Below are 21431 nucleotides of genomic sequence, written 5' to 3'. Positions count from 1 at the left end.
CCCTCTCCCAGCGGGAGAGGGGGGCAAGAACAGGTTTATTCAAGATTTGAATGATTTGGAGAAAAATTATGTCTGCTGATTTTGTTGCGGATCATCGAGAGCTGTTGATGTACCAGGTTGCCTTTGAAGCGGCAATGCGGATTTTTGAGCTGACGCAGACGTTTCCAGAGAATGAGCGCTATTTGCTGACGGAGCAGTTGATTCGTTCGTCGCGATCGGTCTGCGCTAACTTAGCCGAAGCGTGGCAGAAGCGACGCTATCACAAAGCGTTTGTAGCCAAGCTGAATGAAGTGGAGGCGGAAGCAGCGGAAACTCAAACCTGGCTGGAGTTTGCGATTTTATGTAACTACCTGGATGCGGAAGTAGGTCAGGAAACGTTTCATCAGTATGAGATTGTCTTGAAAACGGCAGCTCGCTTCATTGAGAATGCGGATGCCTGGGTGGTGTCATCATGAGTCATCGTAGTCGTAAACATAAAAAGCGCTTCCGCTGTGGACATCGGGGATTTGGTCGCTATTGCCACTGCTGCGCGGATCGGGCTAGTGTTCAGTCAATTAATGATTGACGGGTAAAGTCTATGTAATTTGACCCTGGCATCGGCTGTTGTAAACCGCCAATCAATCCAGGTTTCTTCGTAATTACGATTGTCCTGCCAGGCATCAACCTCGGATTTGAGCGTCTCCAAATCCGGAATACGACGATCTAAACATTGACGACTGAGAATACTCAATTCGATTTCTGCCATATTCAACCAACTTCCATGCTTGGGCGTATGACAAAAGTCCAACCGACTCAAGATTCGCTGTGCTTCTTGTGGCTCAAACGCTTTGTAGAGCGATGCGGGCGAATGGGTATTGAGATTATCTTGAATCACAATCAGTTTCTCTGCCTGAACATAATCTGAATCAACCAACGTTTTGAGCAAGTGAGCATAATCGAGTGCCGTGCGGTGCTGCGTCACTTCCACCCGTCGCCATCCCACCATTGGCTCACAAATCATAAACAGATTCGCTGTACCATTGCGTTTATATTCATAATTGAAGCGTTTGGGGTGTCCCCGTTCAGCAGGAATGGGAACCAGGGTTTCTTTGACTAATTGTTTGGTTGCCTCATCAATGCAAATCACAGGAATCTTGGGATTGTAAGCTGTTTGATACACCTCCAACACGCATTCCATGCGCCAGACAAACTCGGCTGATTGTTCAGGCGGAATTACCCAGCACTCTTGTCGCCAGGGTTGCAGTTCGTTTTTTTCAGCACTTGTCGCACACTCTCATGGCTCAGTTGCTCAACATAGTTCAACTCGACCATCTGATCTGCTAGCAAGCGCAACGTCCATCGCCCCTTTCCCTGAGGGGCCTCGCTACAGCGCAATGCAATCAAATGCGCCTCGACTTCGCCATCTATTTTCCGTTTTCGACCGCCACCGGGACGGCACTTCAGCGCTGCTTCCAGTCCTTCCTCAACAAATCGCTGACGCACTCGCTCAATCGTTCTGATACTCAGGCCAAAGGCATCTTTAATCTCCTGATCACGCCAACTCCCGTTGGCTTGATTGCGATCCGCTTTCAGGAGAATCCGGGCATGATTGATCGTGTAAGCCGCTCGTTTGCCCGTTTTAACCATTTGTTCGAGTTCTTGTCGTTCTGCTTCGCTTAAGCTTACGATGTACTTTTTGACCATGTCAGCACCTTGATTGCACTGACTTCATCTTACTCTTTTACCCGTCATCCTTTTATTGACTGAACACTAGGCGCAAGCAACAAGCCTTGCAAAACCGACAGGCGAAACGGCAGAATTGGGCAGCGACATTCAGCTCGGATGTGATTGATCTGAGTGATTTACCCAAGGCAATTGTGAAGAAAGCGCGACAGGTTTTGTCAGCATTGAACCAGGGAAAAAGCTATTGGCAACTCTCAGGAAAGCGGCTGAAAATGTCGCACGATGTGATTAGAATTCCAGTGACGGATCGCTATCGGTTGCTGTGTCATGATGATGGCGATCAGGTAACGCCAATGAAGGTGATTTCCCACGAGGAGTACAATCCGCTAACGAAAAGCCCCAAACGCCTGATCCAGCGGTTGTTTTCGCGAAAGAGATGAGAACTCAAATTCTGGTTTTTGCTTGTTTTTGGTCGTCAGAGTGATTTATGGTCTATGTATTTACGATTTGCTCTTGTTTACGTTTGTATACTCGATTTCTTCTCGGGGTCTACGGATCGCTGAAACCCGCATTCTTTCGTTGAACCCAGCGCGAGGCTTATGGAATAAGGGTTCCAGGGGTTTTCCACAGGGCGTTGTTGAGAGATCTTTGCATTTATTTTGGGTTTGGGGTGACCCCGAGAAAAATGGGGGTGTAGAATGTAGACGGAGCAAGGGTTCTAGAACCCGACCCCTCTAAACTTCTTCGGAAGTTGAATTAATGGAAACGACTACTACCTGTATCGGACTGCGGCAAAGTAGTAGGCACTCTAAACTTCTTCGGAAGTTGAATTAATGGAAACAGTTAATCGCTAATGAATTTGGCCGCAATACAATCTCTAAACTTCTTCGGAAGTTGAATTAATGGAAACTTGGACAGTTCCCGGGTAATGCGACCCAACTCGACTGCTCTAAACTTCTTCGGAAGTTGAATTAATGGAAACCTGCGAGTACTCACCCCATAGGCGTTGATCTTGCTGCTGCTCTAAACTTCTTCGGAAGTTGAATTAATGGAAACCTGTCCTTGAGGGGACAGAATCAAATTCTTGCCCCGATACTCTAAACTTCTTCGGAAGTTGAATTAATGGAAACTAACGTCTCTCCCCTTTTGATAGGGAGATAATTCTCCTCTAAACTTCTTCGGAAGTTGAATTAATGGAAACTTGCGATTCGTAACACATCTGCTACGATAAGCGTAAGGACTCTAAACTTCTTCGGAAGTTGAATTAATGGAAACATTGGACACTCTATCAATAGAAGTATCCCAAGTGTTATGGCTCTAAACTTCTTCGGAAGTTGAATTAATGGAAACGTGGCCTTCGCTTGGTTAGCGATATGGTTAATCATCTCTCTAAACTTCTTCGGAAGTTGAATTAATGGAAACTCGGCACAATCGCCAAACACGATGCAACCACTCATAAACTCTAAACTTCTTCGGAAGTTGAATTAATGGAAACTGTCCTGAGGCTTTCCAACTAGAACACATGTCTTCTCTAAACTTCTTCGGAAGTTGAATTAATGGAAACTCTCCAAACCAAGGGCACGTGAGAATGGATTGTATGCTCTCTAAACTTCTTCGGAAGTTGAATTAATGGAAACTCGAAATCCCCCCATGGATCATCGGATGACCCATCGTCTCTAAACTTCTTCGGAAGTTGAATTAATGGAAACAGAAAGCAACAACAGAACAACAAGAACGAAAGCAACAAACACTCTAAACTTCTTCGGAAGTTGAATTAATGGAAACCGATAGCTCCCGGGACAATAACTGCTCCTGTGAGAAGTGTTCTCTAAACTTCTTCGGAAGTTGAATTAATGGAAACCGCCAAGTACGTATGTACTAGTCTCAGACTAATCTCTAAACTTCTTCGGAAGTTGAATTAATGGAAACTCGTCGAGCAGGACATCACTGGAGGTGACGCCTCCGTAAACTCTAAACTTCTTCGGAAGTTGAATTAATGGAAACTCATTACTTAGTTTCTCTTCAGTAATGACTCTATAACTCTAAACTTCTTCGGAAGTTGAATTAATGGAAACTTGTAAGGCGCATTGAATGCACCTTCCGGAATCGTAAATCCTCTAAACTTCTTCGGAAGTTGAATTAATGGAAACTTTCGGCTAAGACGTTTGGTTCTTGCCGGACATTGACCCCTCTAAACTTCTTCGGAAGTTGAATTAATGGAAACGATATTTCCATGAAGTACTAATCGACTCCCCTCAAAGACTCTAAACTTCTTCGGAAGTTGAATTAATGGAAACGAAATATCGTAACCTGGACGTGTAGGGCACCAGGAAATCTCTAAACTTCTTCGGAAGTTGAATTAATGGAAACCCAGCTCGTGCAGACATCGTCAGATTCGACGACGTCTCTAAACTTCTTCGGAAGTTGAACTAATGGAAACAATAAAACCGGGGCCAGTGCCAGTGCTTTGGTAAAGTCTCTAAACTTCTTCGGAAGTTGAACTAATGGAAACTTATAGTTGCACTTCCAATTGGTACGAGATCAAATCTCTAAACTTCTTCGGAAGTTGAACTAATGGAAACGCAAGAGTTCCAATCCGGGTAGTAGGTGCCATCGCACCCTCTAAACTTCTTCGGAAGTTGAACTAATGGAAACAGTTTATCGATCACTAGGGATAAATCTAGTTTTTCAGCTCTAAACTTCTTCGGAAGTTGAACTAATGGAAACGAGTCAGTTGAGTAGGTTGTACCTCCGCCTTTGCAGCTCTAAACTTCTTCGGAAGTTGAACTAATGGAAACCCGTTAAGGAGAACGGTCCGCCCTGACCAGTTTGGAGGTCTCTAAACTTCTTCGGAAGTTGAACTAATGGAAACATTCACCAAACCTCGTGAACCACCCGTAGATAGTCCAAACTCTAAACTTCTTCGGAAGTTGAACTAATGGAAACGAGATGCTTCTTGAATCGTAAAGCCCAGAACGCTACTCTCTAAACTTCTTCGGAAGTTGAACTAATGGAAACCAGCTGCCACGAGTTTCCTCGGTACCGTCTCCGTCACCTCTAAACTTCTTCGGAAGTTGAACTAATGGAAACTATCGAGTAGAGCGTTCATACCAAGCTTCGTCATATTCTCTAAACTTCTTCGGAAGTTGAACTAATGGAAACGAGCTATCGAAAAGACTACGAAAATCCAATAAATCCTCTAAACTTCTTCGGAAGTTGAACTAATGGAAACCAGGCGTTACCCGACTTGATGGTACCAATTCCTGCTCTAAACTTCTTCGGAAGTTGAACTAATGGAAACTTTCATTTTGAGAACGCTGGCCCTACAAAAATCAAGACTCTAAACTTCTTCGGAAGTTGAACTAATGGAAACTTCCACTGGCTCACAGTGAGGCTTACGGAAAAGCTCCGCTCTAAACTTCTTCGGAAGTTGAACTAATGGAAACTTAACCAAATCTCTTGGATCTAGCATATCTGATTTACCCTCTCTAAACTTCTTCGGAAGTTGAACTAATGGAAACAACTAATGAAAAAGCCAAAGCAACTGAAAACAAGACAGCTCTAAACTTCTTCGGAAGTTGAACTAATGGAAATCTTACTGTCCTAGTACTTCCGTCAATGTATCTGCATCTACTCTAAACTTCTTCGGAAGTTGAACTAATGGAAACGTTGGAGCCTTTTCCTTGGCATCAGCTTCGATGTATTCTGAAACTCTAAACTTCTTCGGAAGTTGAACTAATGGAAACTGTGCCCGCCAACTTGAATCTCTTGAACAGCGTCTTCTCTAAACTTCTTCGGAAGTTGAACTAATGGAAACTTTGGCGAAGCTGTTCAGCTTCTTGGAAAATTTCCACTCTAAACTTCTTCGGAAGTTGAACTAATGGAAACTGGGCTTTGCCGAAGCTTTTCAGCGAAGCTGAAAAGCTGTGCTCTAAACTTCTTCGGAAGTTGAACTAATGGAAACGTGTCTATGTCTTCCACCCAGGTGATTACCTCAACACTCTAAACTTCTTCGGAAGTTGAACTAATGGAAACTCTGGTGTCTGCCGCAGCGTTTCAGCTTCGCTGAAAAGCTCTAAACTTCTTCGGAAGTTGAACTAATGGAAACAAGGCGTATCCCCAGTTAAGGCATAGTGATTCCGACATACTCTAAACTTCTTCGGAAGTTGAACTAATGGAAACGCTCAGCGAAACCTTGTAAGTTTCCTCCAAAAAAATCTCTAAACTTCTTCGGAAGTTGAACTAATGGAAACGTCAGCTTGATTTCTCAAAAATTCTGGAATTGAGTCGTATACTCTAAACTTCTTCGGAAGTTGAACTAATGGAAACAGTTCACCAGATTGGACTTGTCCACCAGACACGAAACTCTAAACTTCTTCGGAAGTTGAACTAATGGAAACATTGAGAGTTGCCCCTGTACCGTAAGCGTAGCCTCCTCTAAACTTCTTCGGAAGTTGAACTAATGGAAACGAAGAGTGGTGAGGGGTGTAGTTTGTAACACCTGTAATCTCTAAACTTCTTCGGAAGTTGAACTAATGGAAACTCTAAATTAAGGATCTATTGTTTGATTTGGATATCGTCTCTAAACTTCTTCGGAAGTTGAACTACTGGAAACTGGAGTGTCATGCTTCAGTAGTGGATCAATTAGCGATTCTCTAAACTTCTTCGGAAGTTGAACTACTGGAAACTGGAGTGTCATGCTTCAGTAGTGGATCAATTAGCGATTCTCTAAACTTCTTCGGAAGTTGAACTAATGGAAACCGTCAGGGTATTCACCACGAAAATCAATAGTCGCAATACTCTAAACTTCTTCGGAAGTTGAACTAATGGAAACCTTTTTTCGGAGTCATCAATGTCGTCGATGCTCCATCTCTAAACTTCTTCGGAAGTTGAACTAATGGAAACGCTTCGACTCCCTCATTCCAGGCGTCCAACGTAACGTTGCTCTAAACTTCTTCGGAAGTTGAACTAATGGAAACTCGATATGCCAGAAATCGGCATTAATCGAATCCAAGCTCTAAACTTCTTCGGAAGTTGAACTAATGGAAACGTCTACCAAGGCAGAAGGCAGAAGGCAGAAGGATGAAAAGGTTACCTAACTAGTATTCGACAGCAGAAATAACTCACCCTTTTGCTAAAGCTGAAACTCTTTCAAGATAGGGAATCTCCGTTCTGCCTTCTGCCTTCTTACTTCTGCCTTTCAGTACTAGCCATTAAATATCGATTGATAATTAATGAATGAAATTGTGCGCCTTCTGTCTTTTGCCCATCCTCCAATTCCACAATAAAACTTACCCACTCCGCGTTTACTGTCCTTCATTTGAAGGAATCAGAAATCGACTCAGCTCCTCACATTGGACTTTGGCAAAAAGAATGTGAGGAGTTTTTGCTTATCTGCTCAGCAACATAAGCCATCAATTGGATTTGATTTAGTGGGTTACTGTAGGTTGGGTTGAACGAAGTGAAACCCAACAGCGGCAATGGTTCCGTTGGGTTACGCTAGCGCTAACCCAACCTACAAATTTAAGCTTTAACGCTGTACTAGGCTAATGCTGAAGATAGTGCCAAACTAGACATAGAAATTGCAGCTGCTGAGAGGTTGAAAGGATGAGTATTGCCGCAGAACTCAGAGCACTCAGTGTGCAAGACTATCACCGCATGGTAGAAGCGGGAATTTTGGCAGCTGATGAACGAGTGGAATTGATTGAAGGACAGCTCTACAGGATGGCCGCAAAAGGGACAGCGCATAGCGCAGCAGTAACGCGCATCGATCGAGTATTGTCTCGTCTGTTGGCAGGAAAAGCATTGCTGCGGTTTCAAGACCCAGTACAGTTGAGCGACTTCTCAGAACCCGAACCTGATGTAGCAGTGGTGCAAATTGATCCGCTTGATTATGAAGATCACCACCCAATACCAAGGGAAATCTTTTTACTCATCGAGGTAGCGGACAGTACACTGCGGCGCGATCGCGATCTAAAAGTTCCCATATATGGACGTTCTGGCATTCAGGAGTACTGGATTTTGGATGTGCAAGAACGGTGTTTGCATGTCTTTCAAGAGCCAGAGCAAACAGGCTATAGGGTACAACGAAAACTATCGGAACAGGATACTGTTGCACCGCTCGCGTTTCCGGAGTGTGAGATTGCCATCCAAGACTTTTTGCGATCGCAGATCTCCCACTGAGTTCAATCACCCAACCTGTAAAAAGCCATGTGAGAATCTACGTAGCTAAAGCCCTGACTCTGTTTTTGCGTTTGCCATACTCCAGCGCCGGGTCTCTTCTTTATGAAGCATTGGAAGCGCTTTCGTCTATGTCATCACCTGGCTAGCTCGAACAGCGATCGCGCTAAATGCATTGCTTTCTCTCAGTTCTCGAACAACGGGCGATCTGACATGGCCAAACAGATGTAGTTCATCCTGAGCACGAGTCATCGCCACATAGAGCTGCCGCCGCGCTAAGGCTGCTGCATCAGAGTTGAGATCGCAGCAGTCGTTGAATTGCTCCACCCAGATCAGCAGAACAACCTTGAATTCCAAGCCCAGCGAAGATAGCGTCGTGAGGACGCGCACCCCTGGTTTGCGAACGCTGTAGTTCAGCTTGGTTGTTGTACTCTCAGTTATCCAATAAGACTGCACACCCATATCGTCCAACCGCTTCAGCATTGACTGAAACAGCGGCTCATCTTTTTTGGACTTGTAGCGGTAGAGAATCGCAATCTCAGCCGGAGCATAACCCGATTCACACTGAGATCGCACCTGCTCTAAAACAGCTTCGACTGCATCGGCTCTAGATGAAGTCAGATGCAGAACAGGCTTTGGCCCATGCCGGAGCGCTGCCCTCGGTTCAACAATGGGAAACGTCGCATCTTCATCAGATACATTTGAAGTCGGCTGTACGACCTGCCATGCGGCTGAGAGAATTTCATGCGTATTCCGGTAGTTTTGAGCCAGTCGCTGACTGCGGCCCTGTGCCTGTATGCCAACTGATTTCCAGGTAAACTTGCGCCGCTGATAGAGACTCTGACTACCATCCGAAACAATCATCAGATCGCCCTCTAGGGGGTCTTTCAAAGCGGCAACACAGCAGAGGAACCAGTCAGGGGAAAACGTATGCGCTTCATCCACCAAGACTGCATCCCACTTTTGATCGGGCGATCGCTGCTGCAACCGCAGCAAGACCTGCTGACCAAGAAACGTTTCGTATTCCTCACTGCTGTTAAATTCTCTGGGCACCGGCAGCCGTCCGAGCAGTGATCGCGCCCAGTCAGGCCATCCAATAGCAATGGAAAAATTTAGCCAATAGGATTTCGATTCTGGTATTTCGAGACTACGTGGTGGGTGTTTGAGTCGTTAAGAGCCACTTGATTGGCTATTGAGGTTGTTTAGAGATCATTCACAGGCAGTATTTATCAGTCATTCCAGAAATCTGAGAAACATTTGGCTGAGAGTTCGGTGTATCGAACCGTATGTTGAATATTTTTGTGCCCCAGGTAAAGCTGAATGGCCCGAGTATCATGACCGTCATTAGCCAACTTATACCCACAGGCATGACGAAGCATATGTGGATGAACCGGAAAGTCAAGTGTCGACAGTACCCCTACTCTGGATAACATCTGCCTGAACCCTGCTGCCGTCATCGGGGCTTGCCGTTCCGTCATAAACACATAGGGAGATTGAATCGATTCTCGCTTGAGCTTACGGAGTGCTCTTAATTCCGGCCCCCTCAGCGGATGAACACTAGGCATACCATGCTTGAGTCGGTTGACATGCAACACTCCTTGGGCAAAGTCAATGTGGTCCCACCTCAGCGCACACAGCTCCGAAACCCTCAGCCCATGCCGATAAGGGGTTTTTTGCATAACCCCCCGAAAAGGTATATTCCACAAAGAGACATCTGAGTCTCAATCTAGTGATTGCGCAACTTTCGTACCCTCCAGATAGCGATACACACTGGCCTTCGAGAGGTTGTAATCCTTCATCAGGGTTTTGATGAGCACGCCCTGCGCTCGCTTCTGTCGCAGTTTCAAACACTGCTGCTCAGTCAAATGCTTATCCCGACCCAGCTTAACACCACGGGCTTTGGCATTCTGGATGCCATCGATTTGACGTTCAGCCCGGATTTCGGTCTCAAATTGGGCAATGGCCCCCAGCATATTAAAGAGCAGCCGTCCGGTAGCATCGCCGGTGTGAATGTTCTGGTCAAGCACCTGGAGATTGACCTGCTTTCGGTCTAACTGCTTAGCCAATTGACAGAGATGAAGCGTGGAGCGCGCCAGCCGGTCTAAGCGGGTCACCACCAGCGTATCGCCTTCCCTAACATATTCGAGACAAGCTTTCAGTCGAGGCCGCTTGCTGGAAGAACCACTCCGCTTCTCTTGGAAGATCTTGTCGCAATGCTTCAGCTTATCGAGTTGCACATCGAGACTTTGTCCCACAGAGCTGACCCGCGCATAGCCGACGACAGCCATGATCGCCCCCAAAGGTTTCATTAGGTCTAAGACCTTTTGAGAATCGAATAATGAGACATGGATTGAGACATTAATATGGGCCTGTCTCAAAAGGTCTACTTTCTGAGACTATTGTAAACGACGCAACGCCCCAGCGAGATCGCTAATTCCTATGGCAGAGCAGATAGCGGCTCCTACTCAAAAACGTCTGCAAATCTTGGGTGATGACGAGATTACCGACCTCTATGGATTGCCTCACTTCACCCCTGAAGAGCAAAGCGAGTACTTCGCGCTATCGTCTAGAGACGCTACCGCCATCGAGCAGCTGCATAGCATCAAGTCCCGGATATACGCCATTCTACAACTGGGCTATTTCAAGGCTCGCCATCTCTTTTTTGTCTTCAAATTTTCAGCTGTCGCTGCCGATGTTCGATATATTCAGGCACGCTACTTCCCAACCTTCCATCTGACTGAGTTTGAACTGACGAAGGTCACGCGACTGAAACACCAGCGCATTATCCTTGAACTCTGCAACTACCGCACCTGTGCTGAGGCGGAGCGTCAAGCACTGATGCGCAAAGCTCAACAGGCTGCCAGGGTTTGTGGCAAGCCCATCTACATCTTTCGCGAGCTAGTGCGTTATCTCGAAGAGCAATGCCTTGTCGCACCTGGATATAGTTTTATGCAGGATGTAGTGGGTCAGGCCATTGCCTATGAGCAAGGCCGATTGGTTGCCGTGGTGAAACAGCATCTGACAGTCGCTAATACTGAAGCCTTAAACCGGATGATAGATGATGCACCAGGGCTGTACGAAATCACTCAGCTGAAACGAGAACCCAAAGATTTCAGCCTCGGTGAGGTGAAGCGTGAGATTCGTCGCAGCGATCAGATTCAGCCACTCTATCGCTTGGCCCAGAACCTACTGCCCGCACTGGAGATTTCCCGCGAGAGCATCAAGTACTATGCGTCACTGGTGACTTATTACTCTGTCTTCCGGCTCAAGCAACTGACTGAGGGTACGGTGTATGTGTATCTGCTGTGCTTTGTTTACCATCGCTACCAGCGGGCACACGACAATCTGATCAACAGCCTGATATACAACGTCAGACGGTATGTTGAAGAGAGCAAAATAGCGGCTAAAGAACAGGTGTATGAGTATCGGGTTGAGGGTAACCAAAACCTGCAAAAAGCCAGTCAGATCCTCAAGCTTTTTACCGACGACACCATTGCCGAAACCACTCCCTTTCAGGTAGTTCGGACAAGAGCCTTTGAGATCCTAGAGCGTCAGAAATTAGCCTTCGTGGCTGAGCACATTGCCACTCAAGCCAGCTTCGATGAGACGGCTTTTCAATGGGAGCATGTAGATACTTTGGCGCGACAGTTCAAATGCAATCTGCGGCCTATCCTACACGCGATTGAGTTTGCCAGTGCTTCGGGGTATGCCCCTGTGTTGAAGGCGCTTGCGTTCTTGAAAGCAGCGGCGCAAAAAGGGCGACCCTTGAGTCAATATCGCCTAGACTCGTTTCCAACCCAGTTCATTCCAGACTCAACCAAACGCTATCTCTATGCCTCAGCAGAAGTCGGTGGTCATCTACTACCAAACCGCTACGAGTTTCTGGTTTACCGACTGCTGCGAAACGGTTTGGAATCTGGCGATATTTTCTGCCGCGACAGTGTTCGCTTCCGCAGTTTCGAGGATGACCTACTCAGCAAGCAGCAGTGGCAGGCAAAGACTGAGCTGATTACAGCAATTGGGCTAACGATCCTCAAGCAACCGATTCAAGCGCATTTGGCAGCGCTCGAACAGCAGTTGGAGGCTCAACTGGCGCAGGTGAATCAACGCTTGAGTGCTGGTGAGAATCCACATTTTGAGATCAAAAAGCGGGGGGCAACCATCCGGTGGACGCTTCAGTCACCCGGCATTCGCGAGTCAATCAACCATCGGATGTTCAGTACGCTGAAGCACGCCAACCTCAGCAGCGTCGTGCATTTCGCCAATCAGCACTGTCAGTTTAGCGAAGCCTTTGAACACCGATTGGGACGTTACGTCAAACAAAAATCAGACGACAGCGTGCTGATCGCCTGCCTGATTGCTTGGGGCACCAATATGGGGCTGGGTCGCATGGGCGAGACCTCGGATATCAGCTATCACGCCCTGGCAAACGCATCCGATAACTTCCTCCGCCCAGAAACGCTCAGAAAGGCTAACGATCTCGTCAGCAATGCCATTGCTGAACTCCCTATTTTTCGGCACTACGATATTGACGGAACCCTTCACTCCAGCAGCGATGGACAAAAGTTCGAAAGCCAGATTCAGACCATCAATGCCCGTCATTCACCCAAGTATTTTGGGTTGAAAAAGGGCGTCGTTTCCTACACCCTGGTGGCCAACCATGTGCCGGTCAATGCCAGAATCATCGGCGCGAATGAGCACGAGAGCCATTATGTGTTCGACCTGCTGTTCAACAACACGACTGAGGTTCAGCCCACAGTTCATTCCACCGATACGCATGGTACCAACGAGGTCAATTTCGCCATCTTGCACCTATTCGGCTATCAGTTCGCCCCGCGCTACCGGGATATCCATGACAAGGTCACCCATGCGCTCTATGGGTTCAAACATCCCAGTCAGTATAGAGATGCCCTGCTCAGGCCGATTCGCAAGATCAATACTCAGCTCATTGTGGCCGAGTGGGACAACATCCAGCGCATTATGGTGTCATTGGCTCTGAAGACCACCACTCAGAGCATCCTTGTTAGCAAGCTGAGTGCCTATGCTCGCAGGAATAAGACCCGGCGAGCGCTATGGGAGTACGACAACATCATCAAAAGCCTCTATCTTCTGGATTATGTCGATTCGGTTCCCCTGCGTCAGAATGTCCAGCGGGCGCTGAACCGGGGCGAAAGCTATCATCAATTGCGCAGAGCCGTTTCCTACGCCAATTTCGGTAAGCTTCGCTTTAAGACCGAGTATGAGCAGCAGATATGGGGAGATTGCGCTCGCTTGCTGACCAACTGCATCATCTACTACAACGCCTCTATCCTGTCCGACCTATTGACTCACAGCGATAGCTGCGGTGACGCGGCTAGGGTGGCCCTGCTCAGCCAGGTGTCGCCAGTCGCGTGGCAGCACATCAATTTCTATGGTCGCTATGAGTTCAATAGGCAGCCTGAAACCATTGATATGGAAGCGATTATTCAACAGTTGATACGGCTGCCGCTTGAGTGAGATGAGCGAGTCTCATTGTGGAATATACCTTTTCGGGGGGTTATGCAAAAAACCCCCAGTACGGAACCAAGCCCATTCCGTCTACCCATAGAGATGCCACCTATGTCCTTGATGAACAGCTCAATAACGAGACAGAATTGTCACTACTGGAACATACGACTGATACGGCTGGATATACTGAACTGGTTTCGGCACTGTTTGATCTTCTGGGGATGCGCTTCAGTCCTCGGATTCGGGATCTTGGCCGTCAACGGCTTTATCGTACAGCCAATATTAAAATGAAGCGCTTCCCGAAGCTCAAAGCTCATATTACTGAGGTAATCGACAAGCAGCGGGTCATCAATAACTGGGATGAAATTTTGCGCTTGGTGGGGTCGCTCAAGCAAGGTTGGGTCACCGCTTCCTTGCTCATTCAAAAGTTGCAGGCTTATCCAAGCCAGCATCCACTTATGCTGGCCTTACAGGAATACGGTAAGTTGATCTCAACCCTACAAACACTCCGCTGGTACGAGGATGAAGGCACTCGGCACAGCATATCTCGGCAGTTGAACAAGGGCGAAGCTATGCAGTCCCTCAAGAGACATCTCTTCTATGCCAATCAAGGCAAGGTGAAGGGCCAGTCAGACGAGCAGTTGTTGCATCAAGTTGAATGCCTCAATCTGGTGACCAATATTGTGATTATTTGGAACACCATCTACATGAACAAGGCTGTCGAACAGCTCCGTCAGGAAGGCCATCCTGTTGATAATGCAGACCTTATGCACATCTGGCCAACTCGCTCTGAGCATCTCAATGTGCATGGGCGATATCAGTTCAACCTCAATGAAATCAAAAAGAATAGGCAACTCAGAAAGCTACGCAAGCCACAGAACTTGTGAGGTCTATTGGCTAAATTTTTCCATTGCTATTGGATGGCCAGTCATGAAAATGCTGAGCCTGTATTTGCGCTCGATACTGAGGATTTTGAGCATCCGAGTGCAGTTGCGATCGCAGGTGAGCAGCCAGCGTAATGTTAAAGCAGAGAATGAGTACTCGTGGTCGTGAGAGCCGATTGGCCAAAGCTTTGGCACGGGCCAATAGAATCAATGTCTTGCCGGAACCCGCAACGCCAGAGAAGAGACGATGACCACCTTTGAGCTTGCGAGCAAGCCGTTCTTGCTCAATTGCAAGACTAACCAGCTTCATACTGTTCGATGGCAGTGGCTGTTCAATCTCCAGCGGCAAACTCATTTGGCTCGCTGGCACCTGCTTGATTACGGTTTCAGGATGCAGCACTCCTTTAACCGTGCTGATCTGGTCAGGGGTTAGGGGTGGAAACGGAAAATCAACCGTAAACATGGCCTTCAGTCGGGCAATCAAATTGAGAGCGCTAATGTTCTCCCATCCCAGCAGCTCATCCCGGTAGGCAACCTGGGGCTTCTCCAGCAGCACATATAGGTTTTCATCCCGCGCCTGGGCCTCGGTTATGTTCGACATGACCGCGCCAACACCCACAGGAAAAGCAAGGCGACCTTGATAGTTGCCGTCTGGAAGGCACAGGAGCGGATAGCCCAGCAGCTTATCGGAAACGGACGCAAAGTAGTTGTGGCCCTGCTTCAGCGGTGATGGATAGGTTTCTACTTTGATGACATCATTGCGCCGATAGCGAACATCGAAGAAGTTGTGATTAGCACGTTCGATGTGGTGGGCAAACCAGCCTTTTACCTCCAGAATCAGCAGGCCGAAGCTTGGCCCCAGCACCACAAAATCTGGATAGAGGTTCTTCACCCGTGGCTCATACCAAACAATGAAGTCATCTGGCAGGCGATCGCTCAGCAGGTGATACAGCGTTTTCTCTCCCTGGCTCGCGTTCGAGGGAATAGAGTCAGGAATCATCTGAGCCATAGAGTATCAGTACAGCTTACGGGGCGATCGGAAGTTTGCATAAGGGTATTGTGCCCACTACAAAAGATATTTCTGCAAGTCACAGCATTTTCACCAGAAAAGCGCGATCGCACTTTGAGATAGCAAGTCAAAAAGTCAAAAGTTACAACACCAGGGCAATCAACCACTAGAAAAAAAGTAGCTGTCGCTGTTCTTTTACTAAGCCAATTTTGAATCCGCTCCAAAGAGAGGGAGCGATAGCCATCACTGGCTTCTTCTTGGGCAGACTACGTTAAGCAAAACGAAGACCTATCTCCGACTGTCTAACTAAGCTATGAATGAATTGCAATCGCGCTACGATGATCTATTCCAGGAGTTGAAACTGTTGAGCCAATGCTACAGCGGCTTTCCTAAACTGTGGGATACCTACCTGCAACCAGGACAGGCAAATTATCTAATATTGCTGCTGGATGGTAGAGGGAGTGAAGCCGCTCCTTCTCCTATTTTTAACGGCGTAGAATGGCTACGAGTGAGCGACTTACAGTCTCCGATTGCTTTGTTTATCGATGAAGATGGTTATGTCAATTCCACCAAAGTGCTGGACAGTTTGACCATTTATCTATCAGGTCTTGAGGATTATCAAGCTGCCTCTTTGGAAGCCACCACATCAACCATCACTCTGACCCTGAAAAACGATCCTTCAGAACTGTACCAGTTGGCTATTGCGGTGCCGGTGCATACCAAAACCAACGAGCTAAGCCACTATTTGCTGCCCAATGGCCGGGGAAATTGGACACGAGCCACCGCTGCTGATATCGGATCAATCTAAGCGGCTGTACCTTCTAGACGTTTAACCTGGCGAGCCAGTTCATCATGGATGGCATGATAGGCTGCTTTGGGTTGCAGATGCTCATCAAAGATAGCGGGTGTATCGTTAGGGTCATTCTCTGGGGGCACATGGAATGGATGCAAGTCGTTGTAGCCCCAGAAGTTACAGCTTTCAGCCCCCGCTTCTAAAGCAACTTTGACAACCTGTCGATAGGCTTGTGCCTGGAGGTTGAACTTAACCGCAGGGGGAAGCCCCTGAGCGGATTTTGGGATGCCAATGCTGACTTCACAAATATGAACGGCGACGCCTAGTTTCTTCAAATCTTGGATGGCTCCGGCTAGGCGGATACCACTAATGGTCATGGAGCGGAAGAGGTTATGGTGTAGCTGCATTCCTACGGCATGGATGGGAATACCAGCATCTTGAAGCTCCCGCACCATTTTGGAGATGGCTTTCCAGCGGGCAGTCGTGTGAACTCGATAGTCGAGGTAGAGCAGTTGTGCATTTGGGTCGGCAGCGTGCGCCCACTGGAAGCATTTGGGGATAAAGTTTTCGATGCTGCGCCAGATGGAGTTACGGGGGTAGCCATCGTCTTTGAGAGCTTCGTTGACGACATCGTAAGCATAGATACGCCCTCGATAGCGCTCTACTAGGGTAGTGATATAGTCGTGCAGGACTTTTTCGAGTTCTAGACTGGTGAGGGAGGTCATCCAGGGGGCGTAGCTTTCATGCCAACAGAGGGTATGGCCACGCACTTTTTGGTGATGTTGGGTTGCAACATCGACAAGGGCATCAGAGAGACTGAAGTCGTATTGCTGAGGCTCTTTGCAGACGTTATGACACTTCATCGCGCTAGCGGGAACGAGCAGGTTGAAGTTTTGGGTATGAACTTGACGGTAGGTCGGATTGGCTAAAAAGTAGCGTTCGCTAGTGACGGCGGCTCCGAGAGTGAAGTGGCAGCGATCGGCTAGGTCACGTAGGGTAGATGGCATGAGGTGTGGGTAGAGAGAATGGTTCTAGGATGCCCCCAGAAAAGGCTGTAGTAGCATTTGCTCATGCATAATCCTCAAAAGCAAGTCGCATCAGTATTGTTATATTGAAATATCGCAAAGCCTGTTCATACTACTTAGAGGAAGAGCAAGTCATCAGTTCTCAGCTTTATAAAGATTTAAAAAATTTTGGCTCAAGAAACTATCTATACGAACAACCAGTAACACTACATTTTCCATCCTTTTGACTCATTAAAATAACATGAAGCATACCAATCAAAAATCCCATTTACTGTAAAAAACGCGCCCAGTTGCTGGATCTACTACCATGACCCTTCCATTCCACCACTTTTCATAGACAGAAGTATTTGGAGGAGAATTATTTTCAGCAAGATACCAAATGGTAGAAGACTCAAACTGCTCACTCGCCCATCTTCCTAAGCCAAGATTATCATAGATATCTTCTGGAACTGGTCCTTGCTGCCAATTTGAATTCCACGGTGTAGAGTCTACATAAGACATTGCCTGCTGAGGAGTTGTATCAAAAACAAAATAATATTCTCCGTCCCAATGAAAACCGCTATGGTCGTCACAGCTTAGAATAATTTCAGCATCATTAGGCAAATCAAATTCTGATGATTCCTGAAAATAGTCAATCTCGTCATCTATCTCAAGGCATCGGACTCCATTCAGAGAATATTCTGAGTTATCTCCAAGGCGAAAAGACGCGATTAATCCTAAAATCACAAGGAGCGAAAGTGCCATGAGCGAAGTACATCCTAATCCAAGAAGTTTAACTAAAAAAACGATGTTTTTTCTCACGATGAATACTCAGATATTTTTCAAATATAACAACAGTCCGGATAGTTTTTAATGACTGAAAAAAGAACGCAGGTTTTGGCTCATATTATGGCGATTAATTCAACAAAGAATTAAGAGGTCAGCGTTTGAGCAGAAAATTTATCCGGACTGTTGAGATAAAAAAGGAATAGATAAACTGTTGTTGCTTTATAAGTCTCCAGGAGGAGAGAAAGGTATTGGATAACCTCCAGTTATGGTTGTTTGTAAAACAAAATTAATCTCAAAAACAGCCAGAGTATGTCCTTCCTGAGCAATGTATGCAACACGAGCAAGTCTGTTAAACGGATCTAACAAATTATCAGTTCCTGGATCATTAAAGTCATAAAAGTCATCTCCTAAACCAATAAATCTAGCCTCAAAAACAAGAGTCTGTCCTCTCCTTTCTATCATTATGTCAGCTGTAAAGTCATAATTAGCAAATCCCAAAGAAACGGATAATCTTGGAGTTTGTAGTTTTTCTCTGCCATCTCTATAATTTAGAGGAACGTCTTCACCTGATATTGGAACGACTACGCTTTCTCCGTCAGATAATATCTGAGAATACTCTTCCAAAACCGACCCAATCCGAGTCTTAATTTCATTTTGAAATTGATCGCTATCCAAAACTGCCTGAGACAACTCTGAATCTGAGGTAAATACTAAGGTTGGTGCATTCCTAGTCGGTAGTCCAGTTGGTCGCCGAGGATGAACGGCTATAAGGTTGTCTTGGTTTACACCTTGCTCTAAAGCATACCTTAGTATCTCGCCAGAAAATGATGTAAAAAAGTCATTCCTATCGACTGTATTCAAAAAACTTAAAAGTTCTTCCCTAGCCTCTTCAGGAGTAACATCTGTACGGAGGAAGATGCCAGCAACAAGCTCATCCTGAAGTTGCTTATCATTTACCGTATCAAAGATTTGAGGATCAAGTGCAGCGTAAACATTACCTAACTTAACTATTGCTTGAAGTTGCTCTTGATTCTCCTTATAGCCTTGAAATTTGTCTATTACTTTTGCTTTCTTCAGAAGGTCTTCCTGAAAATCGAAAAGCTTTGTTTGCTCTTCCTGTGCAAAAACATCAAAATCCTTGTTGGGTTTAATTGCAATTTCACCAATACGTGACCAAACATCCCAAAGTTGAAGAGTCTGTGCCGAAGGTAAGAAGGACTTGGCTTCGGAAGATTGGATCTCTCCAGCCGCCAGTATATCTAAACTCGTGAGTCCAACCGAAGCGAGCACCACATCCAGGAGTTCATCATTGCTGCTACCGATAAATGCGCCCGTATCTGAGTAGTTCAACGTGAGCACGTTGTTGCCAAACTTGATTTCAGTCGGTTTAGTAAACGTATCGTCTTCATCGAGCAAATCATACGAGATGAAATAGCCATCTCCCCCCAGCTGCGTCAAAAACTGCCGGGTTGGAGGCTCTGGATCTGGAGCTGAACCACTGCCGCCAGAGCCGGGATCATCAGGGTCAGAACTGCCATCACCCGTAGTGGCCCAACCCGGAGATGAAAACTGAATGTCGGTGATACCACCGCCACCACCGCCGCCACCCCATCCAAAACCACTGCCCCATCCATAACCGTCGTAGGAGTAGTAGTCCGGATCATCAGAGGGAGAGTCAAATTCTGAGAACACTACAAAGTAGACCATCGCCGAATCAAGTTCGGCGGACGTCAGGGAAGAGACATCAACCGTAACCGTTTCGGTATTAACACTAACAATGCTGGGATCGTAGGACAGGTAGGTGTTAGTGCCCGATAACAGGGGATTACCTTCAGCTCCATTGGCCAAGAGGGTATCGGTTGGATCGTTCTCATTTAAGAGATACACCAGCAGTTGATCCCCATTCGCAATATCGTTCGGCAATCCAAACTGAAATGTGGTTTGCCCAGCGGCAAGCTCCAGCGGCACAAATGCCCCATTGCTATAGGGAAGTACAGATTGCTGAAACTCGTAGCTGAAGTCTATCAGTTCGGTGTCAGTTGACCCACCCGCAGTCTGTGCTTGAACTTCAACCGTGTAATTTCCGTAGGCCAAACCGCCGCCATTGAGGTGACTGAGCTGCTCTAAATCAAGGGTGAACGTACCATCAGACTGTAGAGCATCTAAGACGCTAACAAACTGCCCATTGCCGATCCGCGCTTGCAAAGAAGTGATGTTGTTGGCTGTGCTTAATTGTCCAGCAAGGGTCGGGTCAGCCGTAAGACCATCACTATCGCTGACCCCTGTATCATTGCTCAGTGCAAGCGATATCTCAACCGGAGCACTTGGCTCCCCAATTGCCCACTGAACCGCTGCATCAAAGAGCTGCCACCCTTGATTAGATAGATCACTTACCCATCGCGTATAGCCCAAAAATGAGACTTGCCGAGCTAGAGCGAACTCACCATTATAAAGAGCCGCACCTTCCTCATAAGCAAAGATTGGAGTTGCATTCGCAGGTGTGGTATACGGCCTTTCAGCTAATGTTCCGACTCGTATTGCACTGCTAGTGGGTTCTAAATAGGTCAAGCCTCCAGAAGGATCATAGATATTAACCACTCCCGACAATCCAGCTGTTAATAGTGGCTCAGTCGATTCAATTGTGAGAGTACGGCCTCCGACTCCAAGTGCGGAAGTGCTCCAAATACCCATGTCAAGCTGCTTAGCAACACTGTCGTTAAACACGATCAATGGCAGGTCTAAATTGTCCAAGATGCTAATTCCACCAAAAGCAGCGGAAACAACTAGCTCCATCCCTGTTGTGTCACTAAGCTGGAGGCTTGATGCTAGCTTTTGTACAACGCTAAAACCCAGGCTCTCTAATCGATATCGAATCTCAGTATAGTCCTCTAGCTCTGTACTAGAGGTGCCAATGAGCAATAGTGCATCCAGTCCTCCACTCGTGCTGTAGACGCTTTGATACGTGTTCTGAATATTTGCATCAAAGGCTAGGTTGGTTTCGATGTCGCCCGTTGTCCACTCTAGATCCCAGTCACCACCCAAAGCGGCATTACCCGTAAGATCGTTAGAGGCGGCGATATCCGCCCCAGTCAGTTGACCAAGCTGCCCTACAAACGATCGCCCGACGATGCCATCTGCGACATCGCAGCCGTAGAGCAAAATATCAGCCTCTTCGCTCAGCTTGTCCTGCCACTGAGTGAGCTGTTCAGCATAGTGTGGAAGTGTATCTAGACCCAAGACTGTTGAGCCAAGCTGAAGCTGTCCCACAGCACCATGCGACACAATGTGGAGACTAGACAGCTGCTCGTAGTTTGCTAGGAGAGCGGTGATTTGCTCAATGCCATCTTGGTTAGCATCCAGCACAACAACATCAGTCCCTGAAACACTGTTAGCAAGGAACGCAGCGTCTTCAACAGTCGGATCGATGACAACTAAGCTACTAGCAGCAGGGGATGAGCTAGAGTGACTCAATAAATCAGATGGCATCAGCGCTGGATTCAAGGGTGATGCATCAGGCTGAGGAAATCCGTTGACAGTGAAAACAGAGGTGTCGGTAGGTGCAAAACTCATGCTGCTCTTAACTTCCTTCGCAATTAATAGGACTGACAAATGGAGCAAAATTG

At 46.9% G+C, this 21431-nt stretch carries 15 protein-coding genes and 1 CRISPR repeat array; of the genes, 7 read left to right on the top strand and 8 right to left on the bottom strand.

Annotation, left to right across the window (positions count from 1 at the left end; all coding sequences use genetic code 11):
• The first annotated feature begins 68 nt into the window (after positions 1–68).
• The gene (locus tag AC286M_RS36795; protein WP_488209125.1) at positions 69–455 is read left to right on the top strand and encodes a four helix bundle protein; all 387 of its coding nucleotides are present in this window, start codon (positions 69–71) and stop codon (positions 453–455) included.
• A complete protein-coding gene (locus AC286M_RS36790; protein ID WP_488209124.1) occupies positions 452–565 on the top strand; it encodes a DUF7682 family zinc-binding protein in 114 nt (37 codons plus the stop codon). Before AC286M_RS36795 ends, AC286M_RS36790 begins: the two co-directional genes overlap by 4 nt.
• Here AC286M_RS36790 and AC286M_RS36785 read toward each other — a convergent pair.
• A protein-coding gene (locus AC286M_RS36785) for an IS630 family transposase (RefSeq protein WP_488209123.1) occupies positions 551–1683 on the bottom strand; the annotation gives its coding sequence in 2 pieces (ribosomal slippage) (positions 551–1254 and positions 1254–1683; 1134 coding nt in all). The two genes, AC286M_RS36790 and AC286M_RS36785, sit on opposite strands and share 15 nt — an antisense overlap.
• Before the next feature lie 86 nt (positions 1684–1769).
• Here AC286M_RS36785 and AC286M_RS36780 point away from each other — a divergent pair.
• Together AC286M_RS36780 and AC286M_RS36775 are read left to right on the top strand one after the other, a co-directional pair.
• Positions 1770–2102, top strand: coding sequence for a ParE family toxin-like protein (locus AC286M_RS36780; protein ID WP_488209122.1), 333 nt, complete (start codon positions 1770–1772; stop codon positions 2100–2102).
• Between the two features lie 292 nt (positions 2103–2394).
• A CRISPR array of direct repeats spans positions 2395–6712; the repeat unit is 35 nt; unit sequence CTCTAAACTTCTTCGGAAGTTGAACTAATGGAAAC.
• Positions 6713–7269: 557 nt separating this feature from the next.
• Positions 7270–7845: a Uma2 family endonuclease gene (locus tag AC286M_RS36775; RefSeq protein WP_488209121.1), complete on the top strand. Its 576-nt coding sequence runs from the start codon at positions 7270–7272 to the stop codon at positions 7843–7845.
• Between the two features lie 126 nt (positions 7846–7971).
• Here AC286M_RS36775 and AC286M_RS36770 read toward each other — a convergent pair whose 3' ends face one another.
• From AC286M_RS36770 to AC286M_RS36760, 3 genes are all read right to left on the bottom strand, one after another.
• Positions 7972–8895 (bottom strand): DEAD/DEAH box helicase, encoded by a 924-nt coding sequence (locus AC286M_RS36770; RefSeq protein WP_488209120.1) that lies wholly within the window; start codon positions 8893–8895, stop codon positions 7972–7974.
• Between the two features lie 176 nt (positions 8896–9071).
• Positions 9072–9521 (bottom strand): tyrosine-type recombinase/integrase, encoded by a 450-nt coding sequence (locus AC286M_RS36765; RefSeq protein WP_488209119.1) that lies wholly within the window; start codon positions 9519–9521, stop codon positions 9072–9074.
• A 42-nt stretch (positions 9522–9563) separates the two neighbouring features.
• Positions 9564–10151 (bottom strand): recombinase family protein, encoded by a 588-nt coding sequence (locus tag AC286M_RS36760; protein WP_488209118.1) that lies wholly within the window; start codon positions 10149–10151, stop codon positions 9564–9566.
• A 130-nt stretch (positions 10152–10281) separates the two neighbouring features.
• Between AC286M_RS36760 and AC286M_RS36755 the strand changes: the two genes are divergently transcribed.
• Positions 10282–13338 (top strand): Tn3 family transposase, encoded by a 3057-nt coding sequence (locus AC286M_RS36755; RefSeq protein WP_488209117.1) that lies wholly within the window; start codon positions 10282–10284, stop codon positions 13336–13338.
• A gap of 17 nt (positions 13339–13355) precedes the next feature.
• Entirely contained in the window at positions 13356–14216 is an 861-nt protein-coding gene (locus tag AC286M_RS36750) for a Tn3 family transposase (RefSeq protein ID WP_488209116.1), read from the top strand.
• A gap of 10 nt (positions 14217–14226) precedes the next feature.
• Here AC286M_RS36750 and AC286M_RS36745 read toward each other — a convergent pair whose 3' ends face one another.
• Entirely contained in the window at positions 14227–15222 is a 996-nt protein-coding gene (locus tag AC286M_RS36745) for a nuclease-related domain-containing DEAD/DEAH box helicase (protein WP_488209115.1), read from the bottom strand.
• Between the two features lie 313 nt (positions 15223–15535).
• Here AC286M_RS36745 and AC286M_RS36740 point away from each other — a divergent pair, with 313 nt between their 5' ends.
• On the top strand, positions 15536–16030 hold the full coding sequence (locus AC286M_RS36740) for a hypothetical protein (RefSeq protein ID WP_488209114.1): 495 nt from the start codon (positions 15536–15538) through the stop codon (positions 16028–16030).
• On the opposite strand, the gene AC286M_RS36735 is transcribed toward AC286M_RS36740, so the two are convergent.
• From AC286M_RS36735 to AC286M_RS36725, 3 genes are all read right to left on the bottom strand, one after another.
• Positions 16027–17022 carry an endo-1,4-beta-xylanase gene (locus AC286M_RS36735; protein WP_488209113.1) on the bottom strand — a complete coding sequence of 332 codons (996 nt, stop codon included), beginning with the start codon at positions 17020–17022 and terminating at the stop codon, positions 16027–16029. The two genes, AC286M_RS36740 and AC286M_RS36735, sit on opposite strands and share 4 nt — an antisense overlap.
• A 273-nt stretch (positions 17023–17295) precedes the next feature.
• Complete coding sequence (locus AC286M_RS36730) at positions 17296–17784, bottom strand: hypothetical protein (RefSeq protein WP_488209112.1); 489 nt, start codon at positions 17782–17784, stop codon at positions 17296–17298.
• Between the two features lie 243 nt (positions 17785–18027).
• Positions 18028–21378: a DUF4347 domain-containing protein gene (locus tag AC286M_RS36725; RefSeq protein WP_488209111.1), complete on the bottom strand. Its 3351-nt coding sequence runs from the start codon at positions 21376–21378 to the stop codon at positions 18028–18030.
• Positions 21379–21431: the final 53 nt, after the last annotated feature.

Source organism: Thainema salinarum CENA647 (assembly GCF_057732415.1).
This window is presented reverse-complemented; position numbering and strand designations above follow the sequence as displayed.

What these genes read in the sequence shown, in the direction of transcription:
- AC286M_RS36740 (WP_488209114.1), top strand. Translation starts at nt 15,536, where the DNA reads ATGAATGAATTGCAATCGCGCTACGATGATCTATTCCAGGAGTTGAAA.
- AC286M_RS36725 (WP_488209111.1), bottom strand. Translation starts at nt 21,378, where the DNA reads ATGAGTTTTGCACCTACCGACACCTCTGTTTTCACTGTCAACGGATTT.
- AC286M_RS36795 (WP_488209125.1), top strand. Translation starts at nt 69, where the DNA reads ATGTCTGCTGATTTTGTTGCGGATCATCGAGAGCTGTTGATGTACCAG.
- AC286M_RS36775 (WP_488209121.1), top strand. Translation starts at nt 7,270, where the DNA reads ATGAGTATTGCCGCAGAACTCAGAGCACTCAGTGTGCAAGACTATCAC.
- AC286M_RS36730 (WP_488209112.1), bottom strand. Translation starts at nt 17,784, where the DNA reads ATGGCACTTTCGCTCCTTGTGATTTTAGGATTAATCGCGTCTTTTCGC.
- AC286M_RS36755 (WP_488209117.1), top strand. Translation starts at nt 10,282, where the DNA reads ATGGCAGAGCAGATAGCGGCTCCTACTCAAAAACGTCTGCAAATCTTG.
- AC286M_RS36765 (WP_488209119.1), bottom strand. Translation starts at nt 9,521, where the DNA reads ATGCAAAAAACCCCTTATCGGCATGGGCTGAGGGTTTCGGAGCTGTGT.
- AC286M_RS36735 (WP_488209113.1), bottom strand. Translation starts at nt 17,022, where the DNA reads ATGCCATCTACCCTACGTGACCTAGCCGATCGCTGCCACTTCACTCTC.
- AC286M_RS36745 (WP_488209115.1), bottom strand. Translation starts at nt 15,222, where the DNA reads ATGGCTCAGATGATTCCTGACTCTATTCCCTCGAACGCGAGCCAGGGA.
- AC286M_RS36790 (WP_488209124.1), top strand. Translation starts at nt 452, where the DNA reads ATGAGTCATCGTAGTCGTAAACATAAAAAGCGCTTCCGCTGTGGACAT.
- AC286M_RS36760 (WP_488209118.1), bottom strand. Translation starts at nt 10,151, where the DNA reads ATGAAACCTTTGGGGGCGATCATGGCTGTCGTCGGCTATGCGCGGGTC.